At 62.8% G+C, this 15,723-nt stretch carries 8 protein-coding genes and 3 rRNA genes; 4 read left to right on the top strand and 7 right to left on the bottom strand.

The window, feature by feature from the left end; genetic code table 11:
• Positions 1-12: 12 nt before the first annotated feature.
• Both C5O27_RS10115 and C5O27_RS10110 read right to left on the bottom strand, forming a co-directional pair.
• Entirely contained in the window at positions 13-1,893 is a 1,881-nt protein-coding gene (locus C5O27_RS10115) for a propionyl-CoA synthetase (protein ID WP_244216640.1), read from the bottom strand.
• A 154-nt stretch (positions 1,894-2,047) separates the two neighbouring features.
• Positions 2,048-2,491 carry a MarR family winged helix-turn-helix transcriptional regulator gene (locus C5O27_RS10110; RefSeq protein ID WP_035750982.1) on the bottom strand — a complete coding sequence of 148 codons (444 nt, stop codon included), beginning with the start codon at positions 2,489-2,491 and terminating at the stop codon, positions 2,048-2,050.
• A gap of 73 nt (positions 2,492-2,564) precedes the next feature.
• Here C5O27_RS10110 and C5O27_RS10105 point away from each other — a divergent pair, with 73 nt between their 5' ends.
• On the top strand, positions 2,565-3,521 hold the full coding sequence (locus C5O27_RS10105) for an alpha/beta fold hydrolase (protein ID WP_127962624.1): 957 nt from the start codon (positions 2,565-2,567) through the stop codon (positions 3,519-3,521).
• Positions 3,522-3,566: 45 nt separating this feature from the next.
• On the opposite strand, the gene C5O27_RS10100 is transcribed toward C5O27_RS10105, so the two are convergent.
• Positions 3,567-4,172, bottom strand: coding sequence for a universal stress protein (locus C5O27_RS10100; RefSeq protein WP_127962623.1), 606 nt, complete (start codon positions 4,170-4,172; stop codon positions 3,567-3,569).
• Positions 4,173-4,337: 165 nt separating this feature from the next.
• On the opposite strand from C5O27_RS10100, the gene C5O27_RS10095 reads away from it, so the two are divergent.
• Positions 4,338-5,507, top strand: coding sequence for a sensor histidine kinase (locus C5O27_RS10095; protein WP_127962622.1), 1,170 nt, complete (start codon positions 4,338-4,340; stop codon positions 5,505-5,507).
• The gene (locus tag C5O27_RS10090; RefSeq protein ID WP_006357493.1) at positions 5,504-6,190 is read left to right on the top strand and encodes a response regulator; all 687 of its coding nucleotides are present in this window, start codon (positions 5,504-5,506) and stop codon (positions 6,188-6,190) included. Before C5O27_RS10095 ends, C5O27_RS10090 begins: the two co-directional genes overlap by 4 nt.
• Positions 6,191-6,306: 116 nt before the next feature.
• Here C5O27_RS10090 and C5O27_RS10085 read toward each other — a convergent pair whose 3' ends face one another.
• Positions 6,307-7,542, bottom strand: coding sequence for a helix-turn-helix domain-containing protein (locus tag C5O27_RS10085; protein ID WP_006357492.1), 1,236 nt, complete (start codon positions 7,540-7,542; stop codon positions 6,307-6,309).
• Between the two features lie 162 nt (positions 7,543-7,704).
• Between C5O27_RS10085 and C5O27_RS10080 the strand changes: the two genes are divergently transcribed.
• The gene (locus C5O27_RS10080; protein WP_006357491.1) at positions 7,705-9,543 is read left to right on the top strand and encodes a flavin-containing monooxygenase; all 1,839 of its coding nucleotides are present in this window, start codon (positions 7,705-7,707) and stop codon (positions 9,541-9,543) included.
• A gap of 219 nt (positions 9,544-9,762) precedes the next feature.
• On the opposite strand, the gene rrf is transcribed toward C5O27_RS10080, so the two are convergent.
• From rrf to C5O27_RS10065, 3 genes are all read right to left on the bottom strand, one after another.
• Positions 9,763-9,879: ribosomal RNA gene (gene rrf, locus C5O27_RS10075) — 5S ribosomal RNA — on the bottom strand.
• 111 nt (positions 9,880-9,990) lie between these two features.
• Positions 9,991-13,124, bottom strand: a 23S ribosomal RNA gene (locus tag C5O27_RS10070).
• A 443-nt stretch (positions 13,125-13,567) separates the two neighbouring features.
• Positions 13,568-15,090, bottom strand: a 16S ribosomal RNA gene (locus tag C5O27_RS10065).
• Together the 16S, 23S and 5S rRNA genes form the textbook arrangement of a ribosomal RNA operon.
• Positions 15,091-15,723: the final 633 nt, after the last annotated feature.

Genomic DNA, 15,723 nt, shown 5'->3' with positions numbered 1-15,723 from the left:
CGTCGGACCTTCTCAGCCCTTCAGCTGTTCGGCGAGCGCGGTCAGCACGTCCGGGTCCTCGATGGTCGACGGAACCGTGTACTCCTCGTGATCGGCTATCTGGCGCATCGTCTTGCGCAGGATCTTGCCCGACCGCGTCTTCGGCAAGGCCGGCACCACGGTCACGTCGCGGAAGGTTGCGACCGCGCCGATCTCCTCACGCACCTTGGCCACGAGTTCACTGCGCAGCGTGTCGGCGTCGATGTCGACTCCCGACTTGAGCACCACGTAACCACTGGGGCGCTGCCCCTTGAGGTCGTCGTGGATGCCGATGACCGCGCATTCGGCGACGGCCGGATGCGACGCCACCACAGCTTCGATGCTTCCGGTCGAAAGGCGGTGTCCGGCAACGTTGATCACGTCGTCGGAGCGGCCGAGGACGAACACGTAGCCGTCTTCGTCGACGTAACCGGAGTCGCCGGTGAGGTAGTAACCGTCGAAGGCGGCCAGGTAGGACTTGCGGTAGCGGTCCTCGTCGCGCCACAGACCGGCGAGCGTCCCCGGCGGCAGCGGCAACTCGATGACGATGCTGCCCTCTTCCCCGGCCGACACCGGCTTGCCCTCGGCATCGACGACGCCCACGGCATAACCCGGTACCGGCACGGTGGGCGAACCCGCCTTGATCGGCATCGGTTCCAGGCCACGGAGATTCGCCGCGATCGCCCAGCCGGTCTCGGTCTGCCACCAGTGGTCGACGACCGGGACGCCGAGGGTGTTCGACGCCCAGGTGAAGGTGTCGGGGTCGAGTCGCTCGCCTGCGGCGAACAACGTCTGCAGGGACGACACGTCGTACTTCGCCAGCTCTTCGGCGTTCGGGTCGGCTTTGCGGACGGCGCGGATCGCGGTCGGTGCGGTGAAGAGCGCCTTGACGCCGTGGTCGGAGATGACCCGCCAGAAGGCGCCTGCGTCCGGGGTTCCGACCGGCTTGCCCTCGTACATCACGGTCGTCGCACCGACGAGCAGCGGCGCATAGACGATGTAGGAGTGGCCGACGACCCAGCCGACGTCGGAGGCCGTCCACCAGACGTCGCCCGCGGAGATGTCGTAGATGTTCTTCATCGACCAGGTCAGCGCGACGGCGTGGCCTCCGTTGTCGCGGACCACACCCTTGGGCTTTCCGGTGGTGCCGGAGGTGTAGAGGATGTAGAGCGGATCGGTCGCGGCAACCGGTACCGGATCGGCGGCCTGGGCGTCGGCCATCGCCGTGTCCCAGTCCAGCCACCCGTCGTGATCGGCAGCGGAACCGGCGATCTCGGGACGGTCCTTGACGATGACAGTCTGCGGCGCGTTGGCCGACAGCTCGATCGCCTTCGCGACCATCGGCAGGTACTCGACCGCACGGCCGGGCTCCAGTCCACCGGATGCCGTGACGATCGCGACCGGTTCGGCGTCGTCGATGCGGGTGGCGAGCTCGGGTGCGGCGAAGCCGCCGAAGACCACCGAGTGGACGGCACCGATCCGCGCGCAGGCCAGCATCGCGATCGCGGCCTCCGGGATCATCGGCATGTAGATGACGACGCGGTCGCCGGCGGTGATGCCACGGGCGGCGAGCACGCCCGCGAAACGCGACACCTCGTCGAGCAGTTCGGCGTAGGTGTAGCGGCGGACCTCGCCGACCATCGCCGAGTCCCAGATGAGTGCGGTGCGGTCCCCCTGACCGGCTGCGACGTGGCGGTCGAGGGCGTTGTACGAGGTGTTCAGCTCCGCGCCGGGAAACCAGCGGTAGAACGGCGCGGCGGAGTCGTCGAGAGCGAGTGCGGGCTCGGTGGTCCAGTCGACGGCTTTGGCGGCCTCGAGCCAGAAGCCTTCGCGGTCGCTGACCGCCTGGGTGAATGCCTCGCTGTACCGGCCCATGGCCATCCTTTCGTCCTCACGCGCATGGCAGGACACCCACACGTGTCACGCCGCCCCTAGAGCGTATCGGTGTGACGCCCGACACCGAATCAGTTCTCGTGACCTGCGCCGACCGGTAGCCCGGACGCGACGAACGGTTGCCCGCGGTGCTCGATCAGATCTGCCGCAACTCCCCCACCGCGTCGGTGACCTGGTCGAGGAAGGACCTGACGGTGTCGAGGTCAGCCGCCGAGAAGCCGTCGGCGACGGCACGAACTCGGTCGATGAGCGGCCCGAAAAACGCCCACCCCATCTCCCGGGCCTGCTCGGTGACGTGCAGCGTGACCCGTCGACGGTCGGATTCGTCGCGTGCTCGCGAGACGAGACCGCGGCCCTCCAGCCGATCGATCAACGCGGTCGTCGACGCGGAGTTGAGCCCGAGGTGACCGGCGAGCCAGCCTGGGGTCGCGACCTCCTCGGCCCTCGAGCGGTCGAGCAGGGCGATGAGGGCACGCACATCGGTGGCGTGCAGGACGTTTCGCGCCGCAAACTCGGACCCGAGCAACTCCAGCTCGACGGTCAGGGACCGCAGGCGGTGGACCAGGTCGTCGTATGCCACGCAATCACTTTACGACATTCGCTCGATGATCTAATCTCTCGATAATCGAGATACATGGTCATCGGAGGCATGCATGGCACGACCGTCACTGCAGGAATTCGCCGACTCCCCCGACGGCGCTGGGTTCTTCGCCGCCTACGACGCACTCATCGCCCGCGGAGGCGCTCGCCCGATCGACATCGAGACCGGTTACGGAGTGACTCGCGTCAACAGCTACGGCACCGCACCGGAGGCGCCGATCGTCCTGCTCCCGGGCGGCGGCGGCACGTCCGCGTCGTACGTGAACGTGGCCGGACGTCTCGCGGAGAGGCGCCGGGTTCATGCGGTCGACATCATCGGCGACGCCGGCCGCTCTCGCCCAGGACCCGGCCGGCCGCGCACCGCCGACGAACTGATGGCCTGGCTGGATGCGGTGTTCGACGACCTCGGACTCGAAACCGTTGACCTGGTCGGCCATTCATACGGCGCGATGATCGCCCTGGCCTACGCGACCGGCATCAACCACGAGCGGGTGCGGCGACTCGTCCTCCTCGACCCGACTACGTGCTTCGCGGGCCTGCGGTTGGGCTACCTCACCCACGCGTTGCCGACGCTCCTCGCCCCGAACCCGGAGCGGCAGCGCCGATTCCTGTCGTGGGAGACCCGCGACGCCACCCTCGACCGCACGTGGATCGAGATGTACTGGGCCGGAGCACGCTTCCCCACCGGCCGGACAATCGTCCCCAAACGCCCTTCATCAGAAGCGCTCTCGAGGTTGGCCGGCGGCAAGAACGTCACCGCGGTGTTCGCACCACACAGCAGGGCACATGACTCGGCCCGCGTCTCTGCTCGGGTTCGGCAGTACTTACCCGATGCGCGGACCGTGATGCTGCCCAGCGGAACTCATCACACGCTGCCGCTCGAGCCCGCGGACGAGATCATCACCGCGCTGCTCGACGCGGTCGAACTTGCGGAGGAGCGTGTCGAAGGGAATCAGCACAGGATCTTGCGGTCTCCACCACCAGGATCGGATGCCCGACGATCTCCCTGAGACGTGCCTCATCGGTGATGCGCATGTGCACATACTCCCAAGCGTTCAGCGGGAGGCAAGGCCGCGTTGCGGAACGGTCCATTCCGGTGTCCAGCGGAGGGTGCGGAGCGATGCCTCCCGGGTCGTGAACCGGCGACGGTGATGCCGTGTCCCATCGGTGACGACGAGATCCACCTCGGCATCGAGGTGCCGGGCGAGGGACCTCGCCGTCCACCCGGGCCGACGACCGGAGGTACCGAGCACGACCGCCCCGGCGCCGAAGCGCTCGACAGCCCGCTGCATCACCGCGACCGGGTCGCCGAGGTCGGTGGCCGTCACCACCGATCGCGCGCCGAGCCAGATCGCGAGTTCACGCGCGGTCCGCAGCTGCTCGGCGACCGTGGCCTGCCCGCTCAGCAGGTAGGACTCGTCCTTGAGTGCATCGTGAAGTCCGGTCGGGGCCTCGTCTCGCCGGCTGCGTCGTGTCGCGCAGACCAGAATCACGTCGGACGTCCCTCCGGTCGCGCGCACGGCGGTCTTGATGGCCCGACGCGACGCCTCGCTTCCGGAGACGCCGACGACCACCGGGCGTCCCGCGGACAGTCCGTGTAGTTCCGGAACAGCGGGTGACGCGACCCATTGCGGGCCGTTGGGTCCGGGGAGCAGCATCATCGTCTCGTCCTCTCGCCAGTGATGTAAACGTGCTGCTCACAACGCTATGGAGGCGAAGACCCCGAATCGCCATGCTGTGGGATGAACTGACATCCACCCGTGGGTGGAGGTCGGAATCCATCGGTGGGAGGAAGCGGGCGCGGGCTGCGGACCTTTTCTGGAACGGTGACGAGCTTCACAGCAGACCTCGGAGCCGAACTGCGGCGTCGGGTCGAACGCGCCGGCGGAGACTATCCCCCGCTGTACCCCGCGGTGATCCTGTCGGCGAGCGTGGTCGTCACGGCGGTCGCGGTGGCGCAGCGATACCCGTTCGATCATCTCGGCTGGGTGATCGCGGGACTCGTGCTCGCATGCCTGACACTCGTCCTCGATCTCAGCGTGCCACCGTCGACGTACGTCTGCTTCACCGTGCTGGCGAGCACTCTGTGTTTCCTGATGGCCCCGGTACCCAACGATGCCGCGCCCCTGCAGTTGACCCTCACGGCGGCCATCGGTGCCGCGATGTACTCACTGCGCACCGGAATCCGCGTCGCGGTCGTGTGCGTCGCGTTGGTCGTGGCGTTCGGAATTTTCGGTGGCCTCGAGTCCCCCGCGTTGTACGCGCTCGGCGTCGCCTGCGGTTGGCTGATCGGATACATGGTCCTGATCCAGAAACGTCTATCCGACAACCGCGCCCGGGTCCTGCGTGAGCGTGCCGATCGCGCCGCCAGCGACGAACGACGCCGCATCGCCCGGGAGATCCACGACGTCATCGCGCACTCGTTGTCGATCACCATGCTGAACGTCACCGGCGCGCGGCGCGCACTGGAACAGGACCGCGACGTCGACGATGCGATCGACGCCCTGACCGACGCCGAACGCCAGGGCCGGCAGGCCATGTCCGAGATCCGGAACATCGTGCACGTGCTCGGCGCGAACGAGACACAGCCGCCCACGACTCCGCCCAGCGATCGCGATCTCGCCGCGCTGATCGACGACTACCGGAAGGCGGGCATCCACGTCTCCCACCGCGTGGACGGCGACCTCGCCGCGCTCCCTGATCCGGTCTCCGCTGCCCTGTACCGGATCACGCAGGAGTCCCTCGCCAACGTCGTCAAACACTCGACTGCCAACCGGGCCACGGTGAGCGTCACTGTGGGCGACTCGGTCGAGATCACCATCGAGAACCCACACTTCGGCGGACGGGCGAGAGATCGCGACGGCGCCCGGATCGACGGCATGACGCAACGGGCCGCCTTGCTCGGCGGCACCTTCGAGACCTGCCACGACAACGGGACCTGGACCGTACGGGCCACGCTCCCGGCCCGGGTCATGACCGACGGGATCGGCGTATGACCTCCACCGGTCCCACCGACATCGGCACCGACCCGATCCGAGTCCTCCTGGTCGACGACCAGGAACTGGTCCGCACCGGACTCCGACGCATACTCCGCCCTCGGGACGGTTTCGACATCGTCGGCGAATGTGCCGACGGCTCAGAGGTTCTCGCGGCGGTAGCCGAACACCGACCGGACATCGTGGTGATGGATCTGCGCATGCGGAACATCGACGGCATCACCGCCACGACGATGTTGCGGACACTCCGCGAACCCCCGCCGGTGCTGGTACTGACCACCTTCGACGACGACGATTTGCTGTCCGGCGCACTGCGTGCCGGCGCCGCGGGTTTCATCCTGAAGGACTCGTCGGCAGAGGCCCTGATCTGGGCGGTCCGGGCTGTGGTCCGCGACGGCGCCTTCCTTGATCCCGCCGTCACCGAACGTGTCCTGAACGGTTTCCGACGCGCCGGGCGTGAGCAGACCTCGATCGCACCGGATCTGACCGACCGCGAGACCGACGTCCTGCGTCTGATCGCCCGCGGCCTGACGAACGGCGAAATCGGTTCGGCACTGGGCATTTCGCAGGTGACAGTGAAGACTCACGTGAACCACATCTTCACCAAGCTCGACCTGCGGGACCGCGCCGCGGCGATCGTGTACGCCTACGACCGGGGACTCGTCCTGGCCGAGTACGACTGACCGGGAGCCACTGGAATCCGCCCCTCAAACGCACCCTCAGCAGGGCTGTCGACGACGACATGTCCGCGGTGACGCTCCAGGTGTGTTGATCTCAGGAGCGGTTTGCAGGGCAGTTCTCAGCCGGCCAGGCGCACCTCGACGCCGTCTGCGAAGCGGTACGGTCCCGCCATCAGCAGACCGCCGAAACGCTTGCGCAGCCGGGACATCTCGGCGCGGACGGTCACCGTCCGATCGTCGACGCCGAAGAGGTGCGCCGACATCTGCGCAGCGGTCACCCCGCTACGGTGCCGCGCGAGAAAGGTGAGTATCTCACCGTGCCGGGGCGAACACCGATGGGTCCAGCCGCCACTGGCTCCCTCGACCGAGACCTCGACACACTCACCTCCGGAAGCGGCGACAACCGTTCGCATCGAGACCCGCGTCGTCGACGCATCCGCGGCATCGGCGACGCGCACGAGCCAGCCGCCCGGTAACGCTTCCACATCGCATTCGCCGAGTGCACCGAAGAAGGACCGGCCAGGTCCGACACCGCGCGGCAACAACAGCCGCGATCGTGGGGACACCGCATCGACAGCCGCCACCCAGCCGTCCACGTCGACGGCCAACGCCGGCCCCGGCGAGCGGGCGAGAATCGGCGCTGCGACCGCCCGGAGGCAATCGAGCCGTCGGTGATGCTGTTCCCGCAGCTGCGACTCGGCCAACCGCGCGACGGCATGTACGAGCGCCAGGGTGGTCGGGTGGATCGTTGCCGCCGGACCGCTGACGTCGACGACGCCGAGCACGTCTCCGGTCCGCGGGTCCTTGATCGGAGCTCCGGTGCACGTCCAGGAGTGGTGGCTGCGGACGAAGTGCTCGGCGGAGAACACCTGGATGGACTTGCCGGACATCAGTGCGGTGCCGATCGCATTCGTGCCCACCGAACCCTCTGCCCAGTCGGCGCCCTCGATGAACCCCAGCTGATCGGCACGACTGAGCACCCTCGACGACCCGCTGCGCCACAGCACGTGACCTCGTGCATCGGCGATGACCAGGATGTTGTCCCCGTCCGCGATCAACGAGTCCAGATTGCGTGCGAGTTCATCGACGACCTCGATCAGTCCCGACTGGCGTCGCCGCTCCTCGAGTTCTTCGAAGTCCAGGCCCCGCTCGACCGCGGTGTCGGCGTCCGGAGAGAGGCCTGCCCTGCGAAGCCGCTGCCACGAGTCGTCGATGACGGCCCGCGGACGTGCCGGCATCCGCCCACCCGACATAGCGGCGTCGTGGACGGCGCTGAGGACGTGGGCGAACTCCCGCGGATCGTCGCCGGCCTGTACGGCAGGCTCCAGATCGGAGACGTGGTCGGAAATCGTCATTACCAAGATTGTGCGTCACATCACAGAAGCGATGCAACGAGGGGACGGGTCGCAACGGACTGCAACCCTTGCCGGCGCGGGCACCCGAGGCGTCTGCTGTCCTCAGCAAGATTGTGGCCCGCGTCACTATCGGCGCCACCCCGAACTGTTTGAGGAGAGACGATGACCCAGACGATGGAGCCGGTTGTCAGCACCGGCCGCACCCCACAGCAGCGTGTCGACGCGTGGCTGCAGGAGTTCGAAGCTGCGCTGGCCGCGCTGGATGTCGGGCGTGCGACGAGTGCGTTCCTCACCGACAGCTACTGGCGCGATCTCACGGCATTCACCTGGAACATCAAGACGGTCGAGGGCCACGAGCAGATCAGCGACATGCTGACCGCACGCCTGGCCGACACCCGGCCGGCGGGCTTCGCGACGACCGAGGACGCCACCGATGACGGTGACGGCGTGGCGTCGGCCTTCCTCTCGTTCGAGACGGCCGTCGGACGCTGCGAGGGCCATGTACGCATCCGTCCGGACGCCGACGGCGTCGACCGCGCCTGGACGCTCCTCACGACCATGCAGGAGTTGAAGGGTTACGAGGAGAGCCGCGGTCCGACCCGCGTGCTCGGTGCCGTGCACGGTTCCGATCCGGACACCCGATCGTGGGCGGAGAAGAAGGCCGACGAGGAGCGCGAGCTCGGGCGGACTGCCCAGCCCTATGTCCTCGTGATCGGCGGCGGACAGGGCGGCATCGCGCTCGGGGCACGCCTTCGACAGCTCGGGGTGCCGTCGGTCGTCGTGGACCGTCACGACCGGCCCGGCGACCAGTGGCGTAAGCGTTACAAGTCCCTCTGCCTGCACGACCCGGTCTGGTACGACCACCTCCCTTATCTCCCCTTCCCCGAGAACTGGCCGGTGTTCGCACCCAAGGACAAGATCGGCGACTGGCTCGAGTTCTACACCAAGGTCATGGAGGTGCCCTACTGGAGCAAGACCACCTGCCTGTCGGCGAACTACGACGAGGACCAGGAACGCTGGACGGTCGAACTCGATCGCGACGGCGAACGCCTCACGCTCCACCCGACGCAGCTCGTACTCGCGACGGGCATGTCCGGTAAGCCCTCGATCCCCACGGTGCCGGGTCAGGACATCTTCGCCGGCGAGCAGCATCACTCCAGCCGGCACCCGGGTCCCGACGCCTACGCCGGCAAGAAGGTCGTCGTGATCGGGTCGAACAACTCGGCTCACGACATCTGCAAAGCCCTCGTCGACAACGGCGTCGACGCCACGATGGTGCAGCGCTCGTCGACGCATATCGTGAAGTCCGATTCGCTGCGGTCGATCGCCCTCGGCGGCCTGTACAGCGAGGAGGCCGTCGCCTCCGGCATGACCACCAAGAAGGCCGACCTGACCTTCGCGTCGCTGCCCTACCGGATCATGCACGCGTTCCAGGTGCCGGTCTACAACCAGATCCGCGAGCAGGACAAGGAGTTCTACGACCGTCTCGAGGCGGCCGGCTTCAGACTCGACTTCGGTGACGACGACTCGGGCCTGTTCATGAAGTACCTACGACGCGGCTCGGGTTACTACATCGACGTCGGCGCCAGCGAGCTCATCGCCAACGGGACCATCAAGCTGGTTCAGGGACAGCTCGATCACCTCACCGAGAACTCCGTCGTGCTCGCCGACGGCACCGAGCTCGAGGCCGATGTCGTGGTCTACGCAACGGGGTTCGGATCGATGAACGGCTGGGCCGCTGACCTGATGGGACAGGACGTCGCCGACCGCGTCGGCAAGGTATGGGGACTGGGATCGGACACCACGAAGGATCCCGGCCCGTGGGAGGGCGAGCAGCGCAACATGTGGAAGCCGACGCAGCAGCCTGGCCTCTGGTTCCACGGCGGCAACCTGCATCAGTCCCGGCACTACTCCCTCTACCTGGCACTCCAGCTGAAGGCTCGGTACGAGGGTCTCGACACTCCGGTCTACGGACTGGCCGAAGTGCATCACCTCAGCTGAGTACCTGAAGACGAGTAATGCCCCGTGACGAGGAGATCGCGGGGCATTCTCATGTCTGTGGCCCGAGCCGACCGCACACCCACCCTTTTTCCGTAGATCCACCACCCGGTCAGGGGGTGGAAGTACGGAAAACCGGTGGGTTTCCTCTATCAGCGAAAGCCCCGGAAATGCATTGTGGCCCTACACGATTACTCGTGTAGGGCCACAATGGGATGTTGTGTTCGGCGGTGTCCTACTCTCCCACACTGATTAAGGTGCAGTACCATTGGCGCTGGAGGGCTTAGCTTCCGGGTTCGGAATGGGGCCGGGCGTTTCCCCTCCGCTATGGCCGCCGTAACTTTATGAAACAATCCACAACGGTTTGTTTGTTTGTTGTGTGTTGTCTCAGAAGATGCATAGTGGATGCGAACACACCAAAACCTGTTGTTTGGTGATGTTGTGGGTGTTGTTGGTAAGTCCTCGGCCGATTAGTACCAGTCACCTGAACACATTGCTGTGCGTACAGTTCTGGCCTATCAACCCCATGGTCTGTAGGGGGCCTTAACCCTGCTAAGAGGGTGAGAAACCTCATCTTGGAACAGGCTTCCCGCTTAGATGCTTTCAGCGGTTATCCCTTCCGAACGTAGCTAACCAGCAGTGCCCCTGGCGGGACAACTGGCACACCAGAGGTTCGTCCGTCCCGGTCCTCTCGTACTAGGGACAGGTTTCCTCAAGTTTCTTACGCGCGCGGCGGATAGAGACCGAACTGTCTCACGACGTTCTAAACCCAGCTCGCGTGCCGCTTTAATGGGCGAACAGCCCAACCCTTGGGACCTACTCCAGCCCCAGGATGCGACGAGCCGACATCGAGGTGCCAAACCATCCCGTCGATATGGACTCTTGGGGAAGATCAGCCTGTTATCCCCGGGGTACCTTTTATCCGTTGAGCGACACCGCTTCCACTTGCCGGTGCCGGATCACTAGTCCCGACTTTCGTCCCTGCTCGACATGTACGTCTCACAGTCAAGCTCCCTTGTGCACTTACACTCAACACCTGATTGCCAACCAGGCTGAGGGAACCTTTGGGCGCCTCCGTTACTCTTTAGGAGGCAACCGCCCCAGTTAAACTACCCACCAGGCACTGTCCCTGAACCCGATCAGGGTCCGAGGTTAGAAGTCCAATACGATCAGAGTGGTATTTCAACAACGACTCCATGAACACTGGCGTGCCCACTTCACAGTCTCCCACCTATCCTACACAAACCGAACCGAACACCAATACCAAGCTATAGTGAAGGTCCCGGGGTCTTTTCGTCCTGCCGCGCGTAACGAGCATCTTTACTCGTACTGCAATTTCGCCGAGTCTGTGGTTGAGACAGCAGAGAAGTCGTTACGCCATTCGTGCAGGTCGGAACTTACCCGACAAGGAATTTCGCTACCTTAGGATGGTTATAGTTACCACCGCCGTTTACTGGGGCTTAAATTCTCAGCTTCGCCACCCAAAGGTGACTAACCGGTCCTCTTAACCTTCCAGCACCGGGCAGGCGTCAGTCCGTATACATCGTCTTACGACTTCGCACGGACCTGTGTTTTTAGTAAACAGTCGCTTCTCTCTGGTCTCTGCGACCCACACCCGCTCAGAGAGTAAATCCCGTCACCGGTCTGGGTCCCCCTTCTCCCGAAGTTACGGGGGCATTTTGCCGAGTTCCTTAACCACAGTTCTCTCGATCGCCTTAGTATTCTCTACCTGACCACCTGTGTTGGTTTGGGGTACGGGCCGTGTACCAACTCACTAGAGGCTTTTCTCGGCAGCATAGGATCATGGAATTCGCCGCAACGGCTACGCATCACCTCTCAGGCTATATGTGTTCCGGATTTGCCTAGAACACGCCCTACAGGCTTACACCAGTACAACCACTGACTGGCCCCACTACCTTCCTGCGTCACCCCATCGCTTGCCTACTACCAGCCAAGGTCCCATGCATCACCCCACCCGGCACCCGAAGGTGCTCCTGGGGGATCTGGATGGTTAGTACAACTGATTCAGCATGGGCGCGGATACACGGGTACGGGAATATCAACCCGTTGTCCATCGACTACGCCTGTCGGCCTCGCCTTAGGTCCCGACTCACCCTGGGCGGATTAGCCTGGCCCAGGAACCCTTGGTCATTCGGCGGAAGAGTTTCTCACTCTTCTTTCGCTACTCATGCCTGCATTCTCACTCCCACACCCTCCACCACTAGATCACTCTGTGGCTTCCACGGATGCAGGACGCTCCCCTACCCACCCACACACCTGGTTCACCATCCGTAAACGATGAACGGGCTAACGTGTGAGTGCCGCGGCTTCGGCGGTGTACTTGAGCCCCGCTACATTGTCGGCGCAGGATCACTTGACCAGTGAGCTATTACGCACTCTTTCAAGGGTGGCTGCTTCTAAGCCAACCTCCTGGTTGTCTTCGCGACCCCACATCCTTTTCCACTTAGTACACGCTTAGGGGCCTTAGCCGGCGATCTGGGCTGTTTCCCTCTCGACTACGAACCTTATCGCCCGCAGTCTCACTGCCACACTCTCACTTACCGGCATTCGGAGTTTGGCTGACGTCAGTAACCCTGTGGGGCCCATCGGCCATCCAGTAGCTCTACCTCCGGTAAGAAACATGTGACGCTGCACCTAAATGCATTTCGGGGAGAACCAGCTATCACGGAGTTTGATTGGCCTTTCACCCCTACCCACAACTCATCCCCTCCATTTTCAACTGAAGTGGGTTCGGGCCTCCACGACGTCTTACCGTCGCTTCACCCTGGCCATGGGTAGATCACTCCGCTTCGGGTCTAGACCCGGCGACTCAAACGCCCTATTCAGACTCGCTTTCGCTACGGCTACCCCACACGGGTTAACCTCGCCACCGAGCACTAACTCGCAGGCTCATTCTTCAAAAGGCACGCCATCACCCACCCTCCGAAGAGGCACAGGCTTTGACGGATTGTAAGCGTCCGGTTTCAGGTACTATTTCACTCCCCTCCCGGGGTACTTTTCACCTTTCCCTCACGGTACTTGTCCGCTATCGGTCACCAGGAAGTATTCAGGCTTACCGGGTGGTCCCGGCAGATTCACAGCAGATTCCACGAGCCCGCTGCTACTTGGGCACCCATCACGCAAGACCATGTGTTTTCAGCTACCGGACTCTCACCGTCTACGGCAGACCATTCCAGGCCACTTCACCTAACACACGATTTTCTGACTCACGCTTCCACAGGCAGATGGAAGAAGATGAACCCCACAACACCACACACACAACCCCTACCCGGTATCACATGCGCATGGTTTAGCCTCATCCGCTTTCGCTCGCCACTACTCACGGAATCACTTTTGTTTTCTCTTCCTATGGGTACTGAGATGTTTCACTTCCCCACGTTCCCTCCACACCCCCTATACATTCAGAGGTGGGTAACACGACATCACTCGTGCTGGGTTTCCCCATTCGGACACCCTCGGATCACAGCTCGTTTGACAACTCCCCGAGGACTATCGCGGCCTACCACGTCCTTCATCGGCTCCTGGTACCAAGGCATCCACCGAACGCCCTTACACACTTACAACAACACCTACAAACCACCCCCACCCCAAAAGAACGAGGATCGAATGTAGACATCACAAAACAAACAAATTTCTGCTAAATCACAGACCAACGTCAACGTTGATTTGAAATAAAGATGCTCGCATCCACTATGCACTTCTCAAACAACACACACCGTCTGACCGCCCACACCTCCGCGCCCCATCACAGGACACCTCACCAGCATGATTGACCGAACAGCTAGGTCAGAGACAACCCGACACACACCCGAAGGCATGCCGCGTGTTCTCTCAGAACCCCGATAGTGTGACGTGAACCCACCGGCCTCACAGCCAAAGCGGTACCCCCAACATTCCGTCCTGTGACAGAACATCGAACAGGGGCTGTCTGATGTTTCACCCTCGAACACACACCCACCGCACAGACATACGCCGGCAGAAATGGGTGATGTTGTGTGCTCCTTAGAAAGGAGGTGATCCAGCCGCACCTTCCGGTACGGCTACCTTGTTACGACTTCGTCCCAATCGCCGATCCCACCTTCGACAGCTCCCTCCCACAAGGGGTTAGGCCACCGGCTTCGGGTGTTACCGACTTTCATGACGTGACGGGCGGTGTGTACAAGGCCCGGGAACGTATTCACCGCAGCGTTGCTGATCTGCGATTACTAGCGACTCCGACTTCATGGGGTCGAGTTGCAGACCCCAATCCGAACTGAGACTGGCTTTAAGGGATTCGCTCCACCTCACGGTATCGCAGCCCTCTGTACCAGCCATTGTAGCATGTGTGAAGCCCTGGACATAAGGGGCATGATGACTTGACGTCATCCCCACCTTCCTCCGAGTTGACCCCGGCAGTCTCCTGCAAGTCCCCGGCATAACCCGCTGGCAATACAGGACAAGGGTTGCGCTCGTTGCGGGACTTAACCCAACATCTCACGACACGAGCTGACGACAGCCATGCACCACCTGTACACCAACCACAAGGGAACATGTATCTCTACATGCGTCTGGTGTATGTCAAACCCAGGTAAGGTTCTTCGCGTTGCATCGAATTAATCCACATGCTCCGCCGCTTGTGCGGGCCCCCGTCAATTCCTTTGAGTTTTAGCCTTGCGGCCGTACTCCCCAGGCGGGGTACTTAATGCGTTAGCTACGGCACGGAACTCGTGAAATGAGCCCCACACCTAGTACCCACCGTTTACGGCGTGGACTACCAGGGTATCTAATCCTGTTCGCTACCCACGCTTTCGCTCCTCAGCGTCAGTTACTACCCAGAGACCCGCCTTCGCCACCGGTGTTCCTCCTGATATCTGCGCATTTCACCGCTACACCAGGAATTCCAGTCTCCCCTGTAGTACTCAAGTCTGCCCGTATCGCCTGCACGCCTACAATTGAGTTGCAGAATTTCACAGACGACGCGACAAACCGCCTACGAGCTCTTTACGCCCAGTAATTCCGGACAACGCTCGCACCCTACGTATTACCGCGGCTGCTGGCACGTAGTTGGCCGGTGCTTCTTCTCCAGGTACCGTCACTTGCGCTTCGTCCCTGGTGAAAGAGGTTTACAACCCGAAGGCCGTCATCCCTCACGCGGCGTCGCTGCATCAGGCTTGCGCCCATTGTGCAATATTCCCCACTGCTGCCTCCCGTAGGAGTCTGGGCCGTGTCTCAGTCCCAGTGTGGCCGATCACCCTCTCAGGTCGGCTACCCGTCGTCGCCTTGGTAGGCCATTACCCCACCAACAAGCTGATAGGCCGCGGGCCCATCCTGAACCGCAAAAGCTTTCCACCCCAGAGCATGCACTCCAAGGTCATATCCGGTATTAGACCCAGTTTCCCAGGCTTATCCCAAAGTTCAGGGCAGATCACCCACGTGTTACTCACCCGTTCGCCACTCGAGTACCCAGCAAGCTGGGCCTTTCCGTTCGACTTGCATGTGTTAAGCACGCCGCCAGCGTTCGTCCTGAGCCAGGATCAAACTCTCCATGAAAAAATAGCGAAACAAAACCAACACCCACAAGGTGCCAGAGTTTCAACACAATCAGGAAAGCAAAACCTGACCAATCCAAAACTAGCAAAACATGTGACACCCAGACAAAGCCGAGCGCCACACAAAAAACAAACATCAACATCCATAAAGAATGCACGATGCCAAAAAATGGCATCAGACAATTCATCATCACACTATCGAGTTCTCAAAGAACACACACCCACCAACTACTCACCCCCACAAGGGCTTTCACCAGCAGACTTCGTTCCGACTTTCCACCGCCACCCCGTCTCCGGGGCAACTCTTCCAGCCTACCAGACCCAAACCCCGCCCGCAAAATCCGAAGATCCGCGCACCAGGACAGTCCAGCAACCCACACACCCAGCCCGAGACACCAAGTCTCGAACCAGAAGATCAGGGGCGGCCAACGAAAAACCCGGTCTCCACTCCCCACCAGTCAGACCCTCTCAGGTCCTCCGGGGCGGCGCCGTGGCTCGCTGACTCGACATAAGTTACGCACGTGGGTCGCCAGCGTCAAATCGCCTGGTCAGTAGCTTCGTTCGAGGACCAACAGCGAGGTCGGCGTGCACGCCATGGCGGAAGCCGACCCGCTCTACTGGTGATCCCCTGCTG

This window comes from Gordonia alkanivorans (genome assembly GCF_004011905.1).
GTDB lineage: Bacteria > Actinomycetota > Actinomycetes > Mycobacteriales > Mycobacteriaceae > Gordonia > Gordonia alkanivorans.
Note: the sequence above shows the minus strand (reverse complement) of the source record. Positions and strands in the feature narration are given on the sequence as shown.

Excerpts from the sequence above, each read along its gene's own strand:
- C5O27_RS10115 (WP_244216640.1), bottom strand. The coding sequence starts at position 1,893 with ATGGGCCGGTACAGCGAGGCATTCACCCAGGCGGTCAGCGACCGCGAA.
- C5O27_RS10105 (WP_127962624.1), top strand. The coding sequence starts at position 2,565 with ATGGCACGACCGTCACTGCAGGAATTCGCCGACTCCCCCGACGGCGCT.
- C5O27_RS10100 (WP_127962623.1), bottom strand. The coding sequence starts at position 4,172 with ATGATGCTGCTCCCCGGACCCAACGGCCCGCAATGGGTCGCGTCACCC.
- C5O27_RS10090 (WP_006357493.1), top strand. The coding sequence starts at position 5,504 with ATGACCTCCACCGGTCCCACCGACATCGGCACCGACCCGATCCGAGTC.
- C5O27_RS10085 (WP_006357492.1), bottom strand. The coding sequence starts at position 7,542 with ATGACGATTTCCGACCACGTCTCCGATCTGGAGCCTGCCGTACAGGCC.
- C5O27_RS10080 (WP_006357491.1), top strand. The coding sequence starts at position 7,705 with ATGACCCAGACGATGGAGCCGGTTGTCAGCACCGGCCGCACCCCACAG.